Source organism: Streptomyces sp. MJM8645, from assembly GCF_001625365.1.
In the GTDB taxonomy this organism is placed as follows: domain Bacteria; phylum Actinomycetota; class Actinomycetes; order Streptomycetales; family Streptomycetaceae; genus Kitasatospora.
The window spans coordinates 6312501-6332977 of record NZ_LJJF01000001.1; the positions used below are offsets into that span (position 1 = coordinate 6312501).

A 20477-nucleotide genomic window follows, 5' to 3' on the forward strand; every position below is an offset into this window, starting at 1 on the left:
CGCGGGAGCGGAGTGAAATAGTACCTGAAACCGTGTGCCTACAAGCCGTGGGAGCGTCGTTCATCAGCTTGCTGGTGGGCCGTGACTGCGTGCCTTTTGAAGAATGAGCCTGCGAGTTTGCGGTGTGTAGCGAGGTTAACCCGTGTGGGGTAGCCGTAGCGAAAGCGAGTCCGAATAGGGCGTTTGAGTTGCATGCCCAAGACCCGAAGCGGAGTGATCTAGCCATGGGCAGGTTGAAGCGCGGGTAAGACCGTGTGGAGGACCGAACCCACCAGGGTTGAAAACCTGGGGGATGACCTGTGGTTAGGGGTGAAAGGCCAATCAAACTCCGTGATAGCTGGTTCTCCCCGAAATGCATTTAGGTGCAGCGTCACGTGTTTCTTGCCGGAGGTAGAGCACTGGATAGGCGATGGGCCTTACCGGGTTACTGACCTTAGCCAAACTCCGAATGCCGGTAAGTGAGAGCGTGGCAGTGAGACTGTGGGGGATAAGCTCCATGGTCGAGAGGGAAACAGCCCAGAACACCGACTAAGGTCCCTAAGCGTGTGCTAAGTGGGAAAGGATGTGGAGTCGCAGAGACAACCAGGAGGTTGGCTTAGAAGCAGCCACCCTTGAAAGAGTGCGTAATAGCTCACTGGTCAAGTGATTCCGCGCCGACAATGTAGCGGGGCTCAAGCACATCACCGAAGTCGTGTCATTGCAGCATATAGGGCCAACGCCTGCTGTGATGGGTAGGGGAGCGTCGTGTGCCGGGTGAAGCGGCGGTGGAAACCAGTCGTGGACGGTATACGAGTGAGAATGCAGGCATGAGTAGCGATACAAGAGTGGGAAACTCTTGCGCCGATTGACCAAGGGTTCCTGGGTCAAGCTGATCTGCCCAGGGTAAGTCGGGACCTAAGGCGAGGCCGACAGGCGTAGTCGATGGACAACGGGTTGATATTCCCGTACCCGCTTTGAAGCGCCAACGCTGAACCAGGTGATGCTAAGGCCGTGAAGCCGGCCCGGAGTCTTCGGACAAAGGGACGTGGTGGAGCCGCTGAACCAAGTCTGTAGTAGGTGAGCGATGGGGTGACGCAGGAAGGTAGTCCAGCCCGGGCGGTGGTTGTCCCGGGGTAAGGGTGTAGGCCGAGTGATAGGCAAATCCGTCACTCATTAAGGCTGAGACCTGATGCCGAGCCGATTGTGGTGAAGTGGATGATCCTATGCTGTCGAGAAAAGCCTCTAGCGAGTTTCATGGCGGCCCGTACCCCAAACCGACTCAGGTGGTCAGGTAGAGAATACCGAGGCGTTCGGGTGAACTATGGTTAAGGAACTCGGCAAAATGCCCCCGTAACTTCGGGAGAAGGGGGGCCATTCCTGGTGACGGCACTTGCTGTCAGAGCTGGGGGTGGCCGCAGAGACCAGCGAGAAGCGACTGTTTACTAAAAACACAGGTCCGTGCGAAGCCGTAAGGCGATGTATACGGACTGACGCCTGCCCGGTGCTGGAACGTTAAGGGGACCGGTTAGCTTGGATTCGTCCAGGCGAAGCTGAGAACTTAAGCGCCAGTAAACGGCGGTGGTAACTATAACCATCCTAAGGTAGCGAAATTCCTTGTCGGGTAAGTTCCGACCTGCACGAATGGCGTAACGACTTCTCGACTGTCTCAACCATAGGCCCGGTGAAATTGCATTACGAGTAAAGATGCTCGTTTCGCGCAGCAGGACGGAAAGACCCCGGGACCTTTACTATAGCTTGATATTGGTGTTCGGTTCGGCTTGTGTAGGATAGGTGGGAGACTTTGAAGCAGCAACGCCAGTTGTTGTGGAGTCGTCGTTGAAATACCACTCTGGTCGTGCTGGATGTCTAACCTGGGTCCGTGATCCGGATCAGGGACAGTGTCTGGTGGGTAGTTTAACTGGGGCGGTTGCCTCCTAAAGAGTAACGGAGGCGCCCAAAGGTTCCCTCAGCCTGGTTGGCAATCAGGTGTTGAGTGTAAGTGCACAAGGGAGCTTGACTGTGAGACTGACGGGTCGAGCAGGTACGAAAGTAGGGACTAGTGATCCGGCGGTGGCTTGTGGAAGCGCCGTCGCTCAACGGATAAAAGGTACCCCGGGGATAACAGGCTGATCTTCCCCAAGAGTCCATATCGACGGGATGGTTTGGCACCTCGATGTCGGCTCGTCGCATCCTGGGGCTGGAGTAGGTCCCAAGGGTTGGGCTGTTCGCCCATTAAAGCGGTACGCGAGCTGGGTTTAGAACGTCGTGAGACAGTTCGGTCCCTATCCGCTGTGCGCGTAGGAGTGTTGAGAAGGGCTGTCCCTAGTACGAGAGGACCGGGACGGACGAACCTCTGGTGTGCCAGTTGTCCTGCCAAGGGCATGGCTGGTTGGCTACGTTCGGGAGGGATAACCGCTGAAAGCATCTAAGCGGGAAGCCTGCTTCGAGATGAGCACTCCCACCTCCTTGAGAGGGTAAGGCTCCCAGTAGACGACTGGGTTGATAGGCCGGATATGGAAGCCCTGTGAGGGGTGGAGTTGACCGGTACTAATAGGCCGAGGGCTTGTCCTCAGTTGCTCGCGTCCACTGTGTTGTTCTGAAACAACGACCCCAACCCGTTTGGCTACGGGGTTGGTGCGGTTGACAGTTTCATAGTGTTTCGGTGGTCATAGCGTGAGGGAAACGCCCGGTTACATTCCGAACCCGGAAGCTAAGCCTTACAGCGCCGATGGTACTGCAGGGGGGACCCTGTGGGAGAGTAGGACGCCGCCGAACAATCATTCACAGAGAACCCCCATCCGGGAAACCGGCTGGGGGTTCTCTGCGTTGTGATTCATTCGTCCTGGAGTTCTTCGTCCTCTTCCCACCGCCGCGATTGTGCCTGGGCCGACGCCCGGCCATCGGGTTGAGGCGGTACCGCCGCCGTTCCCCACGCCGGTCGGGTCAGCCAGGCGTCCCTGTCGTGGGTGAGCCGGGCGATGCCCGTCCCGTCCGGCCGCATGGTGTAGAGGTCGGCCCCGGAGCCGGCGGGGTCCTGGGCGAAGACGATGGACTTGCCGTCGGGCGCGTAGGCGGCGGCGCCGTAGAAGACGTCGGACGGGGCGGGGGTCAGCGCGCCGATGGCGGTGCCGTCGGGGTGGACGGTGTAGATGCCGCCGCCGGGGGCGTCGGCGCGGCCGGCCGGGTAGGTGGTGAAGAGGATCTGGGTGCCGTCGGGGGACCAGTTGGCGCGGTCTCCGGCGCGCAGTTCCCAGGGGGTGAGTTGCCGGAGCCCGGTGCCGTCCGCGGCGACGACGTAGATGGCGCGGCTGTTGGCGGGCTGACCGGTGGCGTTGGTGCGGTACTCGAAGGTGAGTTGCTTGCCGTCGGGGGACCAACTGGGGTTGCTGACCTGCCCGGAGTACGGCTTGTCGTTGGTGAGGAAGGTGAGCCGCTGGACGTCGGTGCCGTCGGGGCTCATCAGGTAGAGGTCCGAGTACTGGACCTGGTATTTGTCGGCCGGGTCGAGGGCGCCCCAGGAGCGGCTGAAGGCGAGTTGCTTGCCGTCGGGCGAGTAGGCGGGGGCGCGTTCGTCCTCGTTGGCGCAGTCGGCGGTGCCGGTCTCGCAGAGCTGGCCGATCTGCTGGGCTCCGTCGCCGGTGGTGGAGACCGTCCAGAGGCGGGCGGCGCCGCTCCGTGGGTCGGTCCGGTCGAAGGCGATCGTGCTGCCGTCCGGGGACCAGTCGGGGCGGTCGTCGCGGGTGCGATCGGGCGGCTGGGTGACCTGGTGCCAGTTGGTGCCGTCGGGTGCGAGGGTCACGATGGCGCTGGTGGTGCGGGCGGCGTCGAGGAATTCCCCGCCGACGATCAGGCCGTTGTGCGCGGGGGCCGCAGGCGTTCCGGCGGCGGCACCGATTACGCCGGGGCTCGCGGCGGCGGTCGGCGACTCGGGTGCGGTGGAGGGGGCGTCCGCCTGGATCTCGGACAGGGGGATCTCACCGGGTTCGGCGCCGCACCCGGTGAGCAGGGTGCTCAGCAGCAGAAGGCCCGCACCGGCGCTGGCGCGGGTGCGGGCCTTGGGTGACCTGGGGGACTGCCGTGTGCGGGTCATCCGTGTCATATCCGCTCCGACCTTTCCGACCTCTCCGGCGTTCGCTCCGTCTCCGATGCAGGACGAAGGCCCCTCAAGGGGGCTGTCACTGTGTCAGACGGGGAGCGTCGGCGACCGGGCGACACGCGACGCCTCGCGTTCGGTCGATCACACGGAGTAGAAGGTCTCGCGGAGTGGCGGTGCGGAGCGGCGGTGCAGGGTGGCGGTGCGGGGCGGACCAGGGACGGGGCTGGTCAGCCCGTCAGCCCGTCAGCCCCGGGCGGCGCGGCGTTCGGCCTTGGCGAGAGCCTCCGCCTCGTCCTCGGCCTCGGCGACCTCCAGGGTGGGCGCGGTGCCGTCGAGGTGGGTGGGCAGCCACCAGGTGTCGTCCGGGCCGGAGGGCTTGCCGGGATACTCGCGCTGGGCCTGGTCGAGCATCTCGCTCATGGCCGCGCGCAGCCGTCTGGTGACCATGACGGGCTTGTCGTCCGGGCCGAGGTGAATCGGTTCGCCGATCATGATGGTGACGGGGACGTGGCGCTTGGTCAGGGTCTTCGGGCGGCCCTTGGTCCAGAGCTGCTGGGTGCCCCAGAGGATGACGGGCAGCAGCGGGGTGCCGGAGTCGGCGGCCATCCGGGCGGCGCCGGTCTTGAACTTCTTCAGCATGAACGAGCGGCTGATGGTCGCCTCGGGGAACACCCCGACGACCTCGCCGGCCTTGAGGGCGCGCACGGCGGCCTCGTACGCGGGCTGCCCGTCGGTGCGGTCGACCGGGATGTGCTTCATGCCGCGCATCAGCGGGCCGGAGATCCGGTGCTTGAAGACGTCGTCCTTGGCCATGAAGCGGGTCTTGCGCTTGCCGCCGCGGTAGGCGCCGAGGCCGGCGAAGAGGAAGTCCAGGTAGCTGATGTGGTTGCTGACCAGTACGGCTCCGCCCCTGGCGGGGATGTTCTCGGCGCCTACGATCTTGATCCGCACGTCGAGCGCACGGAAGGCGGTGAGTGCGGCGCCGATCACCGGCGGGTACACGAACTCTGCCACGGTCAGTCCTGACTTCCACGGGCCGGAGCCCGGTACGGCGGGTACCCGCGTCGCTGAGTGGGGGCCGACCGGAGCGCGGCACGCCGCGGCGGTCACGGGTGATTCACGGAGATGATCCCCCGAACGAGTGCCTGCTGTCACCTGAGCCGTGCGGTCAAGCGGATATTCGCGGTGTGATCTCCGTGATGAGTTCGGGTGGGAACTTTTCCCTCCCCGGCGGCCTGGAGGCCCGGTCCGTCCCGAAGGCCCAGGGGGCCCAGGGTTGCGGTCAGGCTCCGGCGCCGAGGCGCCCCTGGGCGCGCCGGACGAGGGGGTAGATCTCGCGGCCGAGGCAGTAGCCGAACGCGGCGTTGAGGAAGGCCGCGGCCAGGGCGACGGCCGTGGCGAGTAGGCCGAGCCAGGCCACCCCGGTGAGGAAGCCGAGGGCGCCGACGGCGGCGAACACCAGGCCGACTCCCTGCGCGAAGCGGGGCGGCCGCTCGTCCTCGGTCTCGGAGGGCGGGGTCAGCCGGGGGAGGAGGAAGGCCTGGTAGAGCCAGCCGTAGGGGGAGAGCCGCAGGCCGCCGAACGCTCCGAGTGCGAAGACGAGGGCCTGGACGGCCAGCAGCACGTCGCTGCCGGTGATGAGGGCGGCGGCCAGGACGACCGAGGTGAGCGCGGCGGCGAAGCGGGGACCGCGAGGGTCGATCTGCACGAGGGCTCCGGGAGGGTCGCGACGGGCGGCGGCGGGGCGCGTCAGCGACAGCGGGTGGTGGTGGCCCGGCCCAGGTCGACGACGCGGCGGGAGGTCAGCAACGGCGGTGCGGTGCGGTCGGATTCCACCCGGCGATCGTACGCGGGCCCGGCCCGGTGGTCGACCTCCCTTTCGGGGCCCGGGGCCGCTGCCGCAGACTGGGGGATGGCCGGGTTGGTGGTGTGCGTCGTCGTGCCGGCGCCGGCGACCGCCTCCTGGCTGCTACGGGTACGGCGCGATGGGAGGCTGAGGGTGCGCACCAACGGCGGGGCGGTACGGCTGTCGGAGGCGGAGTTGGGCGGGGCGCTCGGCGAGCGGGCGACGCTGGTTCAGTTCTCGACGGCGTTCTGTCAGCCGTGCCGGGCCACCCGCCGGGTGCTCGCGGAGGTGGCCGGCATGGTCGACGGGGTGGCGCACGTCGAGGTGGACGCCGAGGAGCGGCTGGAGCTGGTCCGCCGGCTGGAGATCCTGCGCACGCCGACCGTCCTGGTGCTGGACGGGGGTGGCCGGGTGGTGCGTAGGGCGGCCGGACTGCCGCGCAAGGTGGACGTGATCGCGGCGCTCGGCGAGACGGTGTGAGCCGGGGCCCCGGCGGTCCTGTGGCGGATATGTAGCCCGATCAGGTGGTGTCGGGGTTGCCCTGGGGCAGGATGGGCGCAGACGGAAGTGCAGCCGCCCGGCCTAAGCTACTGGCCAGTAGTGACCACTGGACTACTGCCGAGTATGCTGCCAGGAAGTTCCGGACCGGCACGGGAAATCGCTGCCCGGAGCGGGTGCGCACCGTGTTCGCGCCCCGCTTGCACAGCCGCAGCCGCCGGACGAGACCAGTACAGGAGACAGGCCGTGAGCTTGAGGATCGTTGTCTGTGTGAAGTACGTGCCGGACGCGACGGGTGACCGTCGGTTCGCGGACGATCACACCACCGACCGGGAGGGTGTGGACGGCCTTCTGTCGGAGCTCGACGAGTACGGCGTGGAGCAGGCGCTGCGGATCGCGGCGGCGAACGAGGGCGCCGAGGTCACGGTGCTGACGGTCGGGCCGGACGACGCGAAGGACGCGCTGCGCAAGGCGCTGTCGATGGGTGCGGACAAGGCCGTGCACGTGAACGACGAGGACATCCACGGTTCGGATGTGATCGGGACGTCGGCGGTGCTGGCGAAGGCGCTGGAGAAGACCGGGTTCGACCTGGTGATCGGCGGGATGGCGTCGACGGACGGTTCGATGGGCGTGCTGCCGGCGCTGCTGGCGGAGCGGCTGGGCGTGGCGCAGGTGACGCTGCTGTCCGAGGTGTCGGTCGAGGGCGGTGTGGTGCGGGGCCGTCGTGACGGTGACGCGGCGACCGAGCTGGTCGAGGCGGCGCTGCCGGCGGTGGTGTCGGTGACGGACCAGTCGGGTGAGGCCCGGTACCCGTCGTTCAAGGGGATCATGGCGGCGAAGAAGAAGCCGGTCCAGTCGCTGGACCTGGACGATCTGGGCATCGAGGCCGACGAGGTCGGGCTGGCGGGTGCGTGGACGGCGGTGGAGTCGGTGGCGGCGCGTCCGGCGCGGACCGCGGGCACGGTCGTCAAGGACGAGGGCGAGGGCGGCAAGCAGCTCGCCGGCTTCCTCGCCGACCAGAAGTTCATCTAGTCCCCCCGTTTGCGCATCCAACGATCGATCAGGAGCAACGAATCATGGCTGAGATCCTGGTTCTGGTGGACCACGCCGACGGTGTGGTCCGCAAGCCGGCCCTCGAACTGCTGACCCTGGCCCGCCGGATCGGCGAGCCGTCCGCGGTCGTGCTGGGCGCCGGCGCCGCCGCCGCCGGCATCGCGGCCAAGGCCGCCGAGTACGGCGCGGCCAAGGTGTACGTCGCCGAGGGCGCCGAGTTCACCGACCAGCTGGTCGTCCCGAAGGTGGACGCCCTCACCCAGATCGCCAAGGCCGGCGACGCCGCCGCCGTCCTGGTCACCTCCTCCGGCGAGGGCAAGGAGATCGCCGCCCGCGTCGCACTGCGCCTGGGCTCCGGCATCATCACCGACGCCATCGACCTGGAGGCCGGTGACGGCGGCCCGGTCGCCACCCAGTCGGTGTTCGCCGCGTCCTTCCAGGTGAAGTCGAAGGTGACGAAGGGCGTGCCGGTGATCACGGTCAAGCCGAACGCGGTGGCCCCCGAGGCCGTTGCGGGCGCGGGTGCGGTGGAGAACGTGGCGGTGGAGTTCACCGGCAACGCGGCCAAGGTCACCTCGCGCACCCCGCGGGTCTCGACCGGCCGCCCGGAGCTGACCGAGGCCGCGATCGTGGTCTCGGGCGGCCGTGGCGTCGGCGAGGCGGCCGGCTTCGGCGTCGTCGAGGAGCTCGCGGACGCGCTGGGCGCGGCCGTCGGTGCCTCGCGTGCCGCCGTCGACGCGGGCTGGTACCCGCACAGCAACCAGGTCGGCCAGACCGGCAAGCAGGTCTCGCCGCAGCTGTACATCGCGGCCGGCATCTCCGGCGCGATCCAGCACCGGGCGGGCATGCAGACCTCGAAGACCATCGTGGCCGTCAACAAGGACCCGGAGGCCCCGATCTTCGAGCTGGTCGACTACGGCGTGGTCGGCGACCTGTTCGCCGTGCTGCCGCAGCTGACCGCCGAGGTGAAGTCCCGCAAGGGCTGATCCCCGCGCACGACAGTGGGAGGGCGTGGCGCCGGGTACCCGGCGCCACGCCCTCCGGCGTTTCCGGCACAGGCAGGCCCGGGCCGGTACAGGCCAGGCGCGCGGCGGCCAGTGACCGCCGCGGACGGACGCTCCGGGTGCGGCCCGTAGAGTCGGCGCGACAGCGTGAGACGAGGGCGAGGACGGAAGCATGGCACTGCTGACCGCACTTCAGGGCGACTACGGGGACACGGCGGACGCGCTGCGGATCGACGGGCGGGCGCTGTCCCGCGAGGAGCTGCTGGGCGCGGCGACCGCCGTCGCCGACCGGGTGGCCGGTGCGCCCGCGCTCGCCGTGCTCGCCCGGCCCGCCGTCGAGACGGTCGTCGCCGTGGTCGGCGGCCTGCTGGCGGGCGTGCCCGTGGTGCCGCTGCCGCCCGACTCCGGGCCCAAGGAGCGCGAGCACATCCTGCGCGACTCGGGTGCGGTGCTGCTCGCGCACGCCGTGGGTGACGTCGTACCGGGTGAGGTGGAGGGGCTGCCGGTCGACCCGACGGAACGCGCCGCCACCACGTTCGCCGAGCCCGCGCCGGACGCCACCGGCTTCGTCCTCTACACCTCCGGCACCACCGGGGCGCCCAAGGGAGCCGTGATCCGGCGCCAGGCGGTCGCCGCCGACCTGGACGCGCTCGCCGCGGCCTGGCAGTGGACCGCCGAGGACACCCTCGTCCACGGCCTGCCGCTGTTCCACGTCCACGGACTGATCCTCGGCGTCCTCGGCGCCCTGCGGACCGGCAGCCGGCTCGTGCACACCGGGCGGCCCACCCCGGCGGGGTACGCGTCCGCGGGCGGCAGCCTGTACTTCGGGGTGCCGACCGTCTGGTCCCGGGTGGCAGCCGACCCCGGGGCGGCGGGTCGGCTGGCCTCGGCCCGGCTGCTGGTCTCCGGCAGCGCGCCGCTGCCGGTACCGGTGTTCGAGAAGCTGGCTGCGCTCACCGGGCACGCCCCGATCGAGCGCTACGGGATGACCGAGTCGCTGATCACCGTCAGCACCCGGGCGGACGGCGAGCGCCGGCCCGGCAGCGTCGGCCTGCCGCTGGACGGGGTGCGCACCCGGCTGGTCGGCGAGGACGGCGCGCCGGTGCCCTCCGACGGGGAGAGCGTCGGAGAGCTGCAGGTCGCCGGGCCGACCCTGTTCAGCGGGTACCTCAACCGGCCCGACGCGGATGCCGAGGCCTGGACGGCGGACGGCTGGTTCCGCACCGGGGACGTCGCCGTGATCGGTGAGGACGGCTTCCACCGGATCGTCGGTCGCGCCTCCGTCGACCTGATCAAGAGCGGCGGCTACCGGATCGGCGCTGGCGAGGTGGAGGCCGCGCTGCGCGACCACCCGGCGGTCGCCGACGCGGCGGTGGTCGGTGCGCCGGACGAGGACCTCGGGCAGGCCATCGTCGCGTACGTCATCCCGGACGGCGCCGTGACGGGCGAACAGCTGACGGCCTTCGTGGCGGAGCGGCTGTCCGCGCACAAGCGGCCGCGCCGGGTAGTGCTGGTGCCCGAACTGCCCCGGAACGCGCTGGGAAAGGTGCTGAAGAAGCAGCTGCTGGCGGAGGCCGACCAGCAGGGGTGAGGGGGCGTCGGGCCGCGGCCCGATGACTGGCCTTCACCCTGATGCCCCGTCGGTGCTCACCGGCCGTGAACCCTTCCATTGGCTCACTCCACTGCGCGCCGTGAGCGGACGCGTGCCTACCGTGACACGCAGGCAGAACTGAATCCCCGCCCGGCGTGCCGCGGCTCCCGGTCGCACGACCGGAGGCCGTGGCATGCCGGGCGGGGTCTGCCGAGCCGTACGTGCCGTCTCACCGGGACGTGCGTGTCCGTAGCCGATTCCGCAGCCGCCCCCGTGGCGGCAGTTCGCAGCAGTGAGGGAAGACAGCAGGATGACCACCGTCAACACCGGCGCGCCGGGTGCCGCCGACGAACCGACCGGGCAGCACGCTGCCGCCACCGCCGACCAGCGGGCGGCTGACGTCCGCCCCGTCCGCCCCGTCCGTCCCTCGCGGGCCGCGCGGGTGCGCCGGGGGATAGGCATGGTGGCCGTGATCGTGGCCGGTGCGGGTGTGATCGGCGTCGGCCCCGGCGTCAGCCCCGCGGCCGCCGAGTCGGCACCGGCGCACGCCGGGTGGGACGGCTCGCGGTACTGGTTCAAGAACAGCAAGGGGCAGTGGCGCTGGACCACGCACTACGACGTGTACGTGGCGCGGACAGGGGGCGGATCCTCCTCCGCGGCGAAGTCCCCGTCGACGGGTGCGAAGTCGAGCGGCGGGATCAAGCAGGGGTGGGACGGGTCGCGGTACTGGTTCAAGAACAGCAAGGGGGAGTGGCGCTGGACCACGCACTACGACGTGTACGTGGCGCGGACGGGCGGCGGGTCCCCGTCGCCGTCCGGATCGTCCGGGTCGTCCTCGTCGGGTTCGTCGGGCTCGGCCGCTGGTGCGGTGGCGGGTGACCAGGGCATCGAGTCCGCCGTGCAGTTCGCGCTGAGCCAGCTGGGCAAGCCGTTCCGGACCGCGGGCAACGGGCCGGACGGGTACGACTGCTCGGGCCTCGTGCAGCAGGCCTTCCGGCGCGGCGGGGTGAACCTGCCGCGGGTGGCCAACGACCAGTACGCGGCGACCACGCCCATCAGTGCCGGCCAGCTGCGCCGGGGCGACCTGCTGTTCTGGTCTCCCAACGGCACCAAGCGGGGCATCCAGCACGTGGCGATCTACCTGGGCAACAACCAGTACGTCGAGGCGGCGCGGCCGGGGACGCTGATCCGGATCTCGGGGATCAGCAGCGGCTACTACCCGTCGTACATGGGCCGGCCGTAGGCCGAGTGCTAGACAAGTGGGCGGGGGCGTTCGGGAGTTGTGGCCCGGGTGCCCCTGTTCGGGGCAGGCTGGGCCCGCCCGGCCCGCCCGGCCTGCTTGGTCCGCCCGGCCCGGCCGGCCTGGTCCGCCCGGCCAGCCCGGCGCCGTCGGGCAGTGGCTGGTCAGAGGTCGGTCGGGCGGGGGAGGGCGCCACGGGCGCCCAGGGCGGTGACGGCGAACGCGCCGGCGGCCACGGCGGTGGCGGCTGCGGCGGGGAGGGAGACGCCGCGGGCGAGTCCGGCGGCGAGGGCGCCGCAGAAGACGTCGCCGGCACCGGTGGTGTCGACGACCTGGACGGCGGGGGCGGGGAGTCGGGCCGACCGTCCCTCGGTGGCGACCAGCGCGCCCTCGCTGCCGAGGGTGAGCACGACGCCGTCGGCGCGGCGGGCGAGGGCCCGGGCCGCCTCCTCGACGGTGGGGGCGCCGGTCAGCTGGCGGGCCTCGACGGCGTTGGCGACGACCAGGGGGCGGCGTCCGGTCGGACCGGTGTCGGGGAGCGAGCCGGCCGGGGCGGCGTTGTGCACCCAGTGGGTGCCGTCGGCCGGCAGGGCGGCGGCGGTCGCGCGGATGCACTCCTCGGGGACCTCGCCGCTGGTGAGGAGTACGTCGACGGGGAGCAGGTGTAGGCGGGCGAGTGCGGCGGTGACCTCGGCGGCGGTCAGGTGGGCGTTGGCGCCGGGGACGACGACGATGCTGTTCTCGCCGGCGGGGTCGACCATGACGATCGCCTGCCCGGTCGGCGCGTCGGGGTGGGTGAGCACGGAGCCCGTCTCGACCTCCGCGCCGCGCAGGTCGGTGAGCGCGGCTTCGCCGTCGGCGTCGCGCCCGACCTTCGCGACCAGGTGGACGGCGGCGCCCATGCGCGCCGCCGCCACCGCCTGGTTCGCGCCCTTGCCGCCGAACCCCTGGGTGGCGGCGGTGGTGAGGACGGTCTCGCCGGGGGCGGGGAGGACGGGGCAGCGGAGGATGCGGTCGGCGTTGACCGAGCCGATGACGATGACGCGGCCGACTGGGAGCAGCTTCATCGTTCCTCTGTACGTGCTGGGGTGCGCGCGGCGCAAGCGGGCGCTGGGGGGCGCGCGAGGAGCGCGGGGAAGAATATGTCGACCGGTCTACTGAATTATGCAGACCGGTCTAGAGATTGCCGGGAGAAATCTGTCGGTCGGTCTACATAGTCGGGTGGAGGGGGTGATGCGAGGTGATCTGGGGTGATGATGGCGCACAGGAAGTCGGGCAGGCCGACTTCCTGTGCGCGCAGGGTGTGAGCAGGGTGCAACTTTGATGTAGACCGGTCTACATATTTCTCCCGGAAGGCGGCTGGCCTGGGCACATGCCCCTGTCAAGGGGCGGGGTGGGGCGCAACGGCGGGCGCGACGGGGAGGTATGGGGAGCGGCGTGGCGCGGGTACCACCACGGGTGGCGCTGGTTCGGCCGACGGGGGCGCTGCCCGGTGCGAACGGCATCGGGGCAAGTCGAGGGCAGGGGACGTTGTGATCGTCTGGGTCAATGGCACATTCGGGGCGGGCAAGACGAGTGCCTGCCGCGAGCTGGTGGAACTGCTGCCCGGGAGCGTGCTCTTCGATCCCGAGCTGGTGGGCTTCGGCCTGCGCCGGATGCTCCCGGCCGACCGGTTGGCGACGGTGTCCGACTTCCAGGACCTGGCGGCCTGGCGCCGGCTCGTCCCCGAGACGGCGGCCGCGCTGCTCAGCGAGGTCGCGGGCCCGCTGGTGGTCCCGATGACCCTGCTCAGGGAGGACTACCGGGACGAGATCTTCGGCGACCTCGCCTCCCACGGCATAGCGGTGCACCACTTCGTCCTGGACCCAGAAGAAACGATCCTGCGTCACCGCATCGCCCACCGCGACGAGTGCCCGGGAGATCCGGAGGCCAGCGAGCGGGTCCGCATGTGGTGCTTCGAGCACGTGGCCCGCTACCGGGCCGCCCGGCGCTGGCTGGTCGAGGACGCCCGGATGCTCGACACCAGCGAGCTCACCCCCCGCGAGACCGCCCACCGGATCGCCGAACTGGTCCGCGTCGGCGCCGCCCGCTGCCCCATCGTCCAGACCCCCGACCCGACCGGGGACACCGTGGCCTCCGCGGTCCTGTTCTTCGACGAACAGGACCGCGTCCTGCTGGTCGACCCGGTCTACAAACCCGACTGGGACTTTCCCGGAGGCGTGGTCGAACGCGGTGAGGCCCCCACCGACGCGGCCCTGCGCGAGACCGCCGAGGAACTGGGCCTGCGGCTCGACCCGACCGGGCTGCGCCTGCTCGCCGTCGACTGGGAGCCGCGCACGGGCCCGCGCCGCGGCGGCCTGCGCCTGATGTACGACGGCGGCCAACTGGACGCCGCCGCCCGCCAGAACCTGCTGCTCCAGGCGGAGGAGCTGCGCGACTGGCGCTTCGTCACCCTGGACGAGGCCGCCGACCTGCTGCCCCCGAGCCGCTACCGCCGCCTCGCCGCCGCCCTGGACGCCCGCCGCAGCGGCGAGTTGCGTTACCTGGAGGCGGGCCGCCGGGTCGCGCTCGGCCTGGCCAGCACGGCGGACGCGGCGTAGCCGCCCGGGGCGCCTGACGAGCCCGGGTGCCGGGCGGTCCAGAGGTGTTGGCCGCCGCCCACAGGTGTTGGCCGCTGTCCCCGGTCGTTGGCCGCCCCGCAGGCGTTGGCCGCAGCCCCCGGGCGTTGGCTGATGGCCCGGCAGGGGCGGGAGAATGGGGGGCATGCCGTTCACACTGAGCCACCCCGCCGCCGTCCTGCCCCTGCTGCGCGCCGCCGGGGAGCGCGGGCCGCTGGTCGCCTCGGCGCTGGTCGCCGGATCGATGGCGCCCGACGTCCCGTTCTTCGCCGAGTCGCTGCTGCCCGGGGTGTACGGCCACGGCGGTCTGACGCACCGCTGGTGGGCCGTGCCGACACTGGACGTGGCGATCGCGGGCGCGCTGGTGGCAGGTTGGCACGGTCTGCTGCGCGCGCCGCTGGTGGCGCTGCTGCCCGACCGGTGGGCGGGCGCGGCCGAGGCACTGACGGTCCGGCGGCCCGCCGGAGGCGGGGCGGGTACGGGGGCGGCGTGGTTCGCGGCGTCGGCGGCGATCGGTGCGGCCACCCACGTCGGCTGGGACGCGTTCACCCACGAGGGCCGGCTGGGTGTCCGGCTGCTGCCGGTGCTGGACCGGGAGGTGGCCGGGGTTCCGCTCTACTCGGCGCTGCAGTACGGCAGTTCGGCGCTGGCCCTGGCCGCGATGGCGGGCTGGGCGGTGCGGGCGGTGCGGGGCGTGGAGCCGGTCCGCCCGGCCGTGGCACTCGCTCCCCGGGCGCGCCGGGCCGCCGTCACGGCCCTGGGCGCGGCGACGGCGGCCGGAGTGCTGCACCGGCTGGCCCCGCTGCGGCGGAACCTGATCCCGGAGTTCTGCTTCGGCGCCGGGGCCGGGCTCGCGGTGGGTGCGGTCGGTTACGCGGTGGTGACGGGTGCCGCCCGCAGGTTCCGGGGCGGGCGGCCGGTGCCGGGGACCGCCGATGGCGGTCCCCGGACCAACGCGCGTCAGACCGAGCGCAGTTCGGCGTAGCGGCGGAGGAACAGGGCCTCGGAGAGGGCCATCCGCTCCAGTTCCTGCGGGTCGACGCTCTCGTTGACCGCGTGGATCTGGGTGGTCGGCTCCTCGACGCCGATCAGCACGATCTCGGCCTTCGGGTAGAGCGAGCGCAGCGTGTTGCAGAGCGGGATCGAGCCGCCCTCGCCGGAGGCGACCATCTCGGTGCCGAAGGCCTCGGCCATGGCCTCGCCCATCGCCTCGTACGCCGGGCCGGTGGTGTCGGCGTTGAACGGGGCGCCGGTGCCCTGGCGTTCGACGGTCAGACGGGCGCCGAGCGGGACCTGCGCCTCCAGGTGGGCGACCAGCGCGTCCTGGGCGGCGGTCGGGTCGTTGCCCGGCGGGACGCGCAGGCTGACCAGGGCCTTGGCGGCGGCCTGGACGGAGGAGGTGGCGCCGATCACCGGCGGGGCGTCGATGCCGAGGACGGTGATCGCGGGGCGGGCCCACAGGCGGTCGGCGATGGTGCCGGTGCCGGTCAGGGCGACGCCGTCGAGCACCTTGGCGTCGGAGCGGAACTGCTCCTCCGGGTACTGGACACCGCTCCAGGTCTGGCCGCCGGTCAGTCCGGCCACCGCGACGTCGCCGTGCTCGTCGTGCAGCGAGGCGAGCATCCGGACCAGCGACTGCAGCGCGTCCGGGGCGGCGCCGCCGAAGGCGCCGGAGTGCAGGTTGCCGGCCAGGGTGGTGACCGCGACCTCGACGACCGTCATGCCGCGCAGCGAGGCGGTCACGGTGGGCAGGCCGGCGGCGAAGTTGCCGGTGTCGCCGATGATGATGGCGTCGGCGGCGAGCAGTTCGGGGTGGGCCTCGGCGTAGCGCTCCAGGCCGCCGGTGCCCTGCTCCTCCGAGCCCTCGACGATGATCTTCAGTCCGACCGGGTAGCTGTCGCCGTACGCCTGCCGCAGCGCCCGCAGGGCGGTCAGGTGCATCAGGATGTTGCCCTTGCAGTCGGCGGCGCCGCGCCCGTACCAGCGGCCGTCACGCTCGGTCAGTTCGAAGGCGGGGCTGAGCCAGGCGTTCTCGTCGAGCGGGGGCTGGACGTCGTAGTGCGAGTAGAGCAGCACGGTCGGCGCGCCCTGGGGGCCGGGCAGTTCGGCGTAGACGGACTGGGTGCCGTCCGGGGTGTCCAGCAGTTGGACGTTGGTCAGGCCTTCGGCGGCGAAGGCGTCGGCGACCCAGCGGGCGGCCTTCTCGCACTCCTCGACCGGGAACTGGCGCGGGTCGGCGACCGAGGGGAAGGCGACCAGTTCGGCGAGGTCGGTGCGGGCACGGTCCATCAGGGACCGGACGGCGTCGGCCAGCGGCTGTGACATCGGGGCTCCGAGGGGAAGGCTTCGCCCGAGGGGTGGTGCGGGCGGAGGGGGCGGTTTGGGTACCGCCGATCATAGGCGGACTCGAACAGTCCGATCGGGTGGTTTTACCCGGCGATCCCGCCCGGCGCACCGTCTGGTGGATCGGTCCGATGGATCGCCCCGGGCTCGGCCCGGGTTCGATCTGGGTTCGGTCTGGCGTTCGGGGCGGCGCGGCCAGCGGCGGGTCCGGCGGACGCATAGGATTGCTCGACGTGACTGACTCCGGAAGCTCCGATTCCCGCAGCCCACTCGACACCGAGGCCTCGCCGCTCGACGCCGAGGTGTCCGGACGGCCGTCAGGCCGGTCGTCAGGTCAGCCGTCAGGCGAGGCGTCCGAGGGGACGCCCGAGTCGGTGTCCGAGACCGGGACGGTGCCCGAGGCCGGGACCGAGACGGTGTTCGAAGCCGCGACCGAGGCTGGGACCGAGACCGAAGCCGCGACCGAAGCCGCGACCGCGCCGAGGGCCGGTCGGTCGGCGCCCGAGCCGCTCGACGGCGTCTGGGACGTCGTGGTGGTCGGTGCCGGACCGGCCGGAGCCTCGGCCGCGCACGCCGCCGCCGTCCAGGGCCGGCGGGTGCTGCTCCTCGACAAGGCCGAGCACCCCCGTTACAAGACCTGCGGCGGCGGCATCATCGGCCCGTCCCGGGACAGCCTGCCGCCCGACTTCCGGCTGCCGCTGCAGGACCGCGTGCACGCCGTCACCTTCGCCTACGACGGGCGGTTCACCCGGACGCGTCGGTCCCGGCGGATGCTGTTCGGCCTGGTCAACCGGGACGAGTTCGACCTGCGCCTGGTGCAGGCGGCCAAGCAGGCCGGGGCGGTGCTGGTCACCGGAGTGACCGTCACCGGCGTCGAGCAGCGCGGCGGCGAGCACCGGACGGCGCTGGTGACGGCCGCCGACGGGCGCACCTTCGAGGCGCGCGCGGTGGTCGGCGCGGACGGCAGTGCGAGCCGGATCGCCCGGCACGTCGGCGTCACCTTCGACCAGATCGACCTCGGCCTGGAGGCGGAGATCCCCGTCCCGCCGCAGGTCGCCGCGGACTGGTCGGGCCGGATCCACCTCGACTGGGGCCCGCTGCCCGGCAGTTACGGCTGGGTGTTCCCGAAGACCGAGTCGAGCAGCCTGACCGTCGGCGTCATCTCGGCGCGCGGCGACGGCGAGCGGACCAAGCAGTATCTCGCCGACTACATCCGGCGGTTGGGGCTGTCCGGCTTCACCCCGAGCGTGGAGTCCGGGCACCTGACCCGCTGCCGGGCCGAGGACTCGCCGCTCTCCCGCGGCCGGGTGCTGGTCGCCGGGGACGCGGCCGGACTGCTGGAGCCGTGGACCCGTGAGGGCATCTCGTACGCGCTGCGCTCGGGCCGGCTGGCCGGCGAGTGGGCGGTGAAGGTCGCGGAGGCGGGCAAGGCGGCGGACGTGCGGCGCGAGGCGCTGAACTACGCGTTCGCCATCAAGGCCGGGCTGGGCGTGGAGATGCGCGCCGGCAAGCAGCTGCTGGGCGCCTTCGAGCGGCGCCCGTACCTGTTCCACGCGGCGGTCTGCCTGGTGGCGCCGGCCTGGCGGGCCTTCGCCCGGACCACCCAGGGGCACACCACCTTCGCGCAGGTGCTCCGGCAGTACCGGGCGGCCAGGAAGCTGGCGGCGATGGCGTCCCGGTGACGGGAGGCCCTGGGAGCGGGTGCGGCCCTGGAGGCCCGTCGGGCACCTGGGGCACCTGAGGCGCGGGCCGGCGCTCCGTTGTTCTCGGAGCACCGGCCCTTGCTGCCCCACCGGCCCAACGGGCCGTGTCCTCCGGCTATTTGAGCCCGGAGTCGAGTGCGTTGATGAGCGTGCCGGAGGGAGTGTCGCCGGACATCTCCCAGATCATGCCGCCGAGCAGGTTCTTCGACTTGAGGTAGGCCGTCTTCTGGGCGATCGACCAGGCGTCGTCGAAGGTCCACCACTGGCCGCCGGCTCCGGTGTAGCCGTACGTCGCAATGGACTTGGGGTCGTGGTACACGGCCAGGTTGGGGACGCCGGTGATGAGGTTGTTGTAGCCGCGGGTGCCGGCCTCCTCGCTGAACTGGCCCGGGGCTGCGCCGTTCGCGGACTGCCACACGCCGGAGGCGCCGCCGTCCGCCACGCCCTGCCAGCCGCGCCCGTAGAACGGGAAGCCGATGGTGAGCTTGCGCGGGTTGACCCCGGCGCCGAGGTAGGTCTGGACCGCCGCGTCCACGCTGAAGTGGAAGTTGTACGGGTCGTTCGGGTCGGCGTAGAGGTTGGCCTGGGGGCCGGTGCGGTTGGGCTCCCAGGAGTTGTCGCTGCCGGAGCCGTGGAAGTCGTAGCCCTGGACGTTGGCGATGTCCAGCGAGCTGAAGATCTTCGTGAGGTCCCAGCCCGCGGCGACCTTCGCCGGGTCGGCCGGGGTGAAGGCGGTGAGCAGCTTGTGCGAGCCGCCCAACGCGTCGAGCTGCTTGCGGAATTCGGCCAGCAGCAGGGTCAGGTTGCCCTTGTCGTTGGCGCTCCAGTGGTTGCCGGCGTGGCCGTCGGCGGAGCCCGGCCACTCCCAGTCGAGGTCGATGCCGTCGAAGATCCCGGCCGCCACGCCGTCGCCGCCGGCGCCGTTGTAGACCGGCAGGTTGCCCTTGATCCACACGTCGAGGCAGGACTTGACGAACTTCTGGCGGGAGGCGTCGGTGGCGGCGACGTCCGAGAAGTACTTGGAGTACGTCCAGCCGCCGAGTGAGACGACCACCTTCAGGTTCGGGTACTTGGCCTTCAGCTTCTTCACCTGGTTGAGGTTGCCGCGGAGTTTGCCCCAGCCGTCGTCGGCCACGCCGTCCACCGACTGGTCGGCGCTCATCGGGCGGGCGTAGTCGGCGTCGGCGTCACCGGCGCCGGTGCCCTGGTCCGGGTCCTGCGGGTTGGCGGTGGTGCCCCTGGTGACGCCCGCCAGGCAGGTCAGGTTGACCGGATCGATGTTCTCGAAGGCGTAGTTGACGACGTCGAGCTTGGCCGCGCTGCCGGAGGTGTCGAGGTTCTTGACGAAGTACTGGCGGCCGTAGATGCCCCACTGGACGAAGTAGCCGACCCGGGCGTACTTTCCGGCGCCGACCAGGTCCGAGGTGGTGGCGGTGAGCGGGGCGGAGGCGGGCGAGGCGTTGTCGGCGGGGTCGCGGGCCTTCACGGTGAACGTGTAGGTGGTGGACGGGGACAGGCTGCCGACCGTCGCGGTCAGGGTGCCGCCGCCGACCGTCGCCACCAGCGTGCCGCCCTGGTAGACGTCGTACGCGGCGACCCTGACGTTGTCGGTCGCGGCGTTCCAGGCGAGCGTGACGTCCGACGAACTGACCGCCGTGGTGCGGAGGTTGGTCGGCGCGGTGGGCGGGACCGGGTCGGTCGACGGGTCGAAGGTGGCGGCGGTGACGGGCGCGCTGAGTGGTCCGGTGTTGCCGCGGCTGTCCTTGGCCCGGACGGTCAGCGTGTATGTGGTGGCCGGGGTGAGCCCGGTGAGCAAGGCGCTGGTGGTGGTGCTGGAGCCGACCGCGGTGGCGCCGTTGAGCACGTCGTAGGAGGCGACCGGGAAGTCCCCGCCGGTGGCGACCGGCCAGGTCAGGGCGAGCGTGTGCGCGGTGGACTCGGTGACCGCCGGGGTGCCCGGCGCGGACGGCGGGACGTCGGCGGTGCCGTCGCACTTGTCGCCGTTGACGCGGCAGTTGGTGGGGGTGGAGACCGGGCCGTTGCCGACGAACCAGAAGCTGTACGGCTCGGTGGTGCTGTGGGCGTTGACGGTGGCGTTGTAGAACGCGTTGGTCGCGGTGACGTGCTGGCCGTTGACGGTGGCGGTGCCGTTGTAGCTGTTGCCGATGGTGACGCCGGCCGGCAGGTCGAACTCCAGGGTCCAGCCGGTCACGGCGGTGGCGTTGTCGTTGTGGACGATGTAGGTGCCCTGCCACCAGGAGCCGTTGTTGGCGGTGGTGAAGGCGGCGGTGAGCTTTCCGGCGGCGTTCGCCGGGGCGGCCAGCGCGGTGAGCGCGGCGAGGGGCAGGAGCAGGACGGAGAGCAGTGCCAGCAGTCTGCTGCGCACGCGCGGGCGCCTGGCCCGGGATCGAGCGGACATGGTTCTCCCTGTGACTGTGGGGGTTGGACAGGGTGACGTAGAACCGCCGTGCTTGGTGCGTGTGCGATGGGTGCCCGCGCCGTGGGG

General features: G+C 71.1%; 15 protein-coding genes and 2 rRNA genes (1 of these 17 only partly in view). 10 read left to right on the forward strand and 7 right to left on the reverse strand.

Annotated features, from left to right (window positions below; translation table 11 throughout):
• Together A6F73_RS26895 and rrf are read left to right on the forward strand one after the other, a co-directional pair.
• A 23S ribosomal RNA gene (locus A6F73_RS26895) occupies nt 1–2550 on the forward strand (it extends 571 nt beyond the left edge of the window).
• A gap of 87 nt (nt 2551–2637) precedes the next feature.
• Nucleotides 2638–2754: ribosomal RNA gene (gene rrf / locus A6F73_RS26900) — 5S ribosomal RNA — on the forward strand.
• Between the two features lie 58 nt (nt 2755–2812).
• Here rrf and A6F73_RS26905 read toward each other — a convergent pair.
• The 4 genes from A6F73_RS26905 to A6F73_RS42260 form a co-directional block, all read right to left on the reverse strand.
• Nucleotides 2813–4069, reverse strand: a complete 1257-nt coding sequence (locus A6F73_RS26905; RefSeq protein WP_063350141.1) for a PD40 domain-containing protein — start codon at nt 4067–4069, stop codon at nt 2813–2815.
• A gap of 249 nt (nt 4070–4318) precedes the next feature.
• Nucleotides 4319–5089 carry a lysophospholipid acyltransferase family protein gene (locus tag A6F73_RS26910; protein ID WP_063350142.1) on the reverse strand — a complete coding sequence of 257 codons (771 nt, stop codon included), beginning with the start codon at nt 5087–5089 and terminating at the stop codon, nt 4319–4321.
• Nucleotides 5090–5357: 268 nt separating this feature from the next.
• Nucleotides 5358–5783, reverse strand: coding sequence for a DUF4395 domain-containing protein (locus A6F73_RS26915; RefSeq protein ID WP_063350143.1), 426 nt, complete (start codon nt 5781–5783; stop codon nt 5358–5360).
• Nucleotides 5784–5824: 41 nt separating this feature from the next.
• On the reverse strand, nt 5825–6082 hold the full coding sequence (locus A6F73_RS42260; RefSeq protein WP_167745840.1) for a hypothetical protein: 258 nt from the start codon (nt 6080–6082) through the stop codon (nt 5825–5827).
• On the opposite strand from A6F73_RS42260, the gene A6F73_RS26920 reads away from it, so the two are divergent.
• The 5 genes from A6F73_RS26920 (at nt 5988) to A6F73_RS26940 (ending at nt 11310) form a co-directional block, all read left to right on the forward strand.
• Complete coding sequence (locus A6F73_RS26920) at nt 5988–6401, forward strand: thioredoxin family protein (protein ID WP_063351571.1); 414 nt, start codon at nt 5988–5990, stop codon at nt 6399–6401. The two genes, A6F73_RS42260 and A6F73_RS26920, sit on opposite strands and share 95 nt — an antisense overlap.
• Nucleotides 6402–6665: 264 nt before the next feature.
• Nucleotides 6666–7451: an electron transfer flavoprotein subunit beta/FixA family protein gene (locus A6F73_RS26925; RefSeq protein ID WP_079135488.1), complete on the forward strand. Its 786-nt coding sequence runs from the start codon at nt 6666–6668 to the stop codon at nt 7449–7451.
• A gap of 44 nt (nt 7452–7495) precedes the next feature.
• Nucleotides 7496–8458 carry an electron transfer flavoprotein subunit alpha/FixB family protein gene (locus A6F73_RS26930; protein WP_063350144.1) on the forward strand — a complete coding sequence of 321 codons (963 nt, stop codon included), beginning with the start codon at nt 7496–7498 and terminating at the stop codon, nt 8456–8458.
• A gap of 190 nt (nt 8459–8648) precedes the next feature.
• Nucleotides 8649–10067, forward strand: a complete 1419-nt coding sequence (locus A6F73_RS26935; protein WP_063350145.1) for an acyl-CoA synthetase — start codon at nt 8649–8651, stop codon at nt 10065–10067.
• A gap of 310 nt (nt 10068–10377) precedes the next feature.
• Nucleotides 10378–11310 (forward strand): C40 family peptidase, encoded by a 933-nt coding sequence (locus A6F73_RS26940; RefSeq protein ID WP_063350146.1) that lies wholly within the window; start codon nt 10378–10380, stop codon nt 11308–11310.
• Between the two features lie 161 nt (nt 11311–11471).
• Here A6F73_RS26940 and A6F73_RS26945 read toward each other — a convergent pair whose 3' ends face one another.
• Nucleotides 11472–12374: a ribokinase gene (locus tag A6F73_RS26945; protein WP_063350147.1), complete on the reverse strand. Its 903-nt coding sequence runs from the start codon at nt 12372–12374 to the stop codon at nt 11472–11474.
• A gap of 465 nt (nt 12375–12839) precedes the next feature.
• On the opposite strand from A6F73_RS26945, the gene A6F73_RS26950 reads away from it, so the two are divergent.
• Nucleotides 12840–13907, forward strand: coding sequence for an NUDIX hydrolase (locus tag A6F73_RS26950; RefSeq protein ID WP_063350148.1), 1068 nt, complete (start codon nt 12840–12842; stop codon nt 13905–13907).
• 163 nt (nt 13908–14070) lie between these two features.
• Complete coding sequence (locus tag A6F73_RS26955) at nt 14071–14910, forward strand: DUF4184 family protein (RefSeq protein WP_063350149.1); 840 nt, start codon at nt 14071–14073, stop codon at nt 14908–14910.
• Here A6F73_RS26955 and A6F73_RS26960 read toward each other — a convergent pair.
• Nucleotides 14886–16250, reverse strand: coding sequence for a dipeptidase (locus A6F73_RS26960; protein WP_063350150.1), 1365 nt, complete (start codon nt 16248–16250; stop codon nt 14886–14888). The two genes, A6F73_RS26955 and A6F73_RS26960, sit on opposite strands and share 25 nt — an antisense overlap.
• Nucleotides 16251–16798: 548 nt before the next feature.
• Here A6F73_RS26960 and A6F73_RS26965 point away from each other — a divergent pair.
• A complete protein-coding gene (locus tag A6F73_RS26965) occupies nt 16799–17950 on the forward strand; it encodes a geranylgeranyl reductase family protein (protein ID WP_063351572.1) in 1152 nt (383 codons plus the stop codon).
• 136 nt (nt 17951–18086) lie between these two features.
• On the opposite strand, the gene A6F73_RS26970 is transcribed toward A6F73_RS26965, so the two are convergent.
• Entirely contained in the window at nt 18087–20390 is a 2304-nt protein-coding gene (locus tag A6F73_RS26970) for a glycosyl hydrolase family 18 protein (RefSeq protein ID WP_063350151.1), read from the reverse strand.
• Nucleotides 20391–20477: the final 87 nt, after the last annotated feature.

What these genes read in the sequence shown, in the direction of transcription:
- A6F73_RS26905 (WP_063350141.1), bottom strand. Translation starts at nt 4,069, where the DNA reads ATGACCCGCACACGGCAGTCCCCCAGGTCACCCAAGGCCCGCACCCGC.
- A6F73_RS26920 (WP_063351571.1), top strand. Translation starts at nt 5,988, where the DNA reads ATGGCCGGGTTGGTGGTGTGCGTCGTCGTGCCGGCGCCGGCGACCGCC.
- A6F73_RS26930 (WP_063350144.1), top strand. Translation starts at nt 7,496, where the DNA reads ATGGCTGAGATCCTGGTTCTGGTGGACCACGCCGACGGTGTGGTCCGC.
- A6F73_RS26935 (WP_063350145.1), top strand. Translation starts at nt 8,649, where the DNA reads ATGGCACTGCTGACCGCACTTCAGGGCGACTACGGGGACACGGCGGAC.
- A6F73_RS26940 (WP_063350146.1), top strand. Translation starts at nt 10,378, where the DNA reads ATGACCACCGTCAACACCGGCGCGCCGGGTGCCGCCGACGAACCGACC.
- A6F73_RS26945 (WP_063350147.1), bottom strand. Translation starts at nt 12,374, where the DNA reads ATGAAGCTGCTCCCAGTCGGCCGCGTCATCGTCATCGGCTCGGTCAAC.
- A6F73_RS26955 (WP_063350149.1), top strand. Translation starts at nt 14,071, where the DNA reads ATGCCGTTCACACTGAGCCACCCCGCCGCCGTCCTGCCCCTGCTGCGC.
- A6F73_RS26960 (WP_063350150.1), bottom strand. Translation starts at nt 16,250, where the DNA reads ATGTCACAGCCGCTGGCCGACGCCGTCCGGTCCCTGATGGACCGTGCC.
- A6F73_RS26970 (WP_063350151.1), bottom strand. Translation starts at nt 20,390, where the DNA reads ATGTCCGCTCGATCCCGGGCCAGGCGCCCGCGCGTGCGCAGCAGACTG.